Annotated in this window: 1 protein-coding gene; it reads left to right on the top strand. The window is 67.6% G+C overall.

Annotated elements, in window-relative coordinates:
• Window positions 1-549: 549 nt before the first annotated feature.
• A partial coding sequence (locus RDU12_RS15495; protein WP_374990237.1) for a DEAD/DEAH box helicase occupies window positions 550-1819 on the top strand: 1270 nt, incomplete at its 3' end.

Raw genomic sequence — 1819 nt, 5'->3', positions numbered from 1 at the left:
ACGGATTCACAAAGGACACGACGGGGCCGGCGGGCCTGCGGCTCCCATAAGGGAGACGCCATGGATGATTGCGGGCAAGGGCCCGCAGACGGCGGCGAGAGGCGCGCTCCCGTCGTGTCCTTCGCGCCTTCTTCGTGGCCTTTGTGATGAACCAGTGAAGGGCGGCGTCTCGACCGGGCGGCGGACAGAGCCCCTCCGTCTCGCCGGCTTCGCCGTCGATCCACCTCCCCATTCGCAAAGGCGAACGGGGAGGAGACGACCCGACTAGCCCCTCCGGCCTTGACTTGGCCGTATTGAAGCGTCATTTACGCTGCATCGCACAATCGCGATCGCCGTCCGCCTCCAGCGCGTGTGGGTCTCCCGAACCGGAGACCTGACTGTAGCAGCGGCCGGTCCTCCAGATTCATTCGCTGCCCGGACACGCGGGGCGGCGCCCGATCCACCCCGACGATGTCACGCTGACATCCCATCGGGACTGGCGGTGCGCGGCCTTATCGGCGTTGAGCCATGGCTGTTGCGCGTCGCCGCATACGCGAAAGAACACTCCACGTGAGCAACAAGACCTTCGACACCATGGGCCTGAATCCGGCCCTTCTCCAGGCGCTGACCTCGGAAGGCTATACGACGCCGACCCCGATCCAGGTCCAGGCCATCCCCGACGTCATGGCCGGCAAGGACCTGCTGGGCATCGCCCAGACCGGCACCGGCAAGACCGCCGCCTTCGCCCTGCCGATCCTGCATCGCCTGGCCGAGAACCGCACGCCGCCAGTGCCCCGCACCACGCGGGTGCTGATCCTGTCGCCGACGCGCGAACTGGCCAGCCAGATCGCCGAGAGCTTCAAGACCTACGGCAAACACCTCGGCTTCCGCGTCGCCGTGATCTTCGGCGGCGTGAAGTACGGGCCGCAGGAGCGCGCCCTGCAACAGGGCCTAGACGTCCTGGTGGCCACGCCCGGCCGCCTGCTGGACCATATGCAGCAGAAGACGCTGGACCTGAGCCGCACCGAGATCTTCGTCCTCGACGAGGCCGACCAGATGCTGGACCTCGGCTTCGTCAAGCCGATCCGCCAGATCGTCAGCCGCATTCCGGCCAAGCGCCAGAACCTGTTCTTCTCGGCCACCATGCCGACCGAGATCGGCAAGCTGGCGGGCGAGCTGCTGAAGGATCCGGTCAAGGTGCAGGTGACGCCGCAGGCCACCACCGTGCAGCGCATCAACCAGTCGATCATCCATATCGAACAGGGCCGCAAACGCGCCCTGCTGACCGAGATGTTCAGCGATCCGACCTTCACCCGCTGCCTGGTCTTCACCAAGACCAAGCACGGCGCCGACAAGGTGGCCGCCTATCTGGAAACGGGCGGCGTCGAGGCCGGCGCCATCCACGGCAACAAGAGCCAGCCGCAGCGCGAACGCACGCTGGACGCCTTCAAGAAGGGCAAGCTGCGGGTGCTGGTGGCGACCGACATCGCCGCGCGCGGCATCGACGTCGACGGCGTCTCGCACGTCGTGAATTTCGAACTTCCGTTCGTGCCGGAAGCCTATGTCCACCGCATCGGCCGGACCGCCCGCGCCGGCGCCGACGGCACGGCGATCAGCTTCGTGGCCGGCGACGAGATGAAGCTGCTGCGCGACATCGAAAAGGTCACGCGCCAGAAGATTCCGGCCATCGACCGCCGCAACGACAAGCAGCTGGCCCAGCTGGACGCCTCGATCATGGCGGCCGGCGTCGGCAAGAAGGCGACCATGCCGGAGCGCGAGGAGCGTGACGGCCGCGGCGGCCGCGGTCCGGGCGGCGGCGGTCGCAACCGCAACCCGCGCC

This window comes from Brevundimonas sp., from assembly GCF_031082345.1.
GTDB lineage: Bacteria > Pseudomonadota > Alphaproteobacteria > Caulobacterales > Caulobacteraceae > Brevundimonas.
The sequence above is the reverse complement of the archived record's forward strand: the minus strand, read 5'-3'. Positions and strand labels throughout refer to the sequence as shown.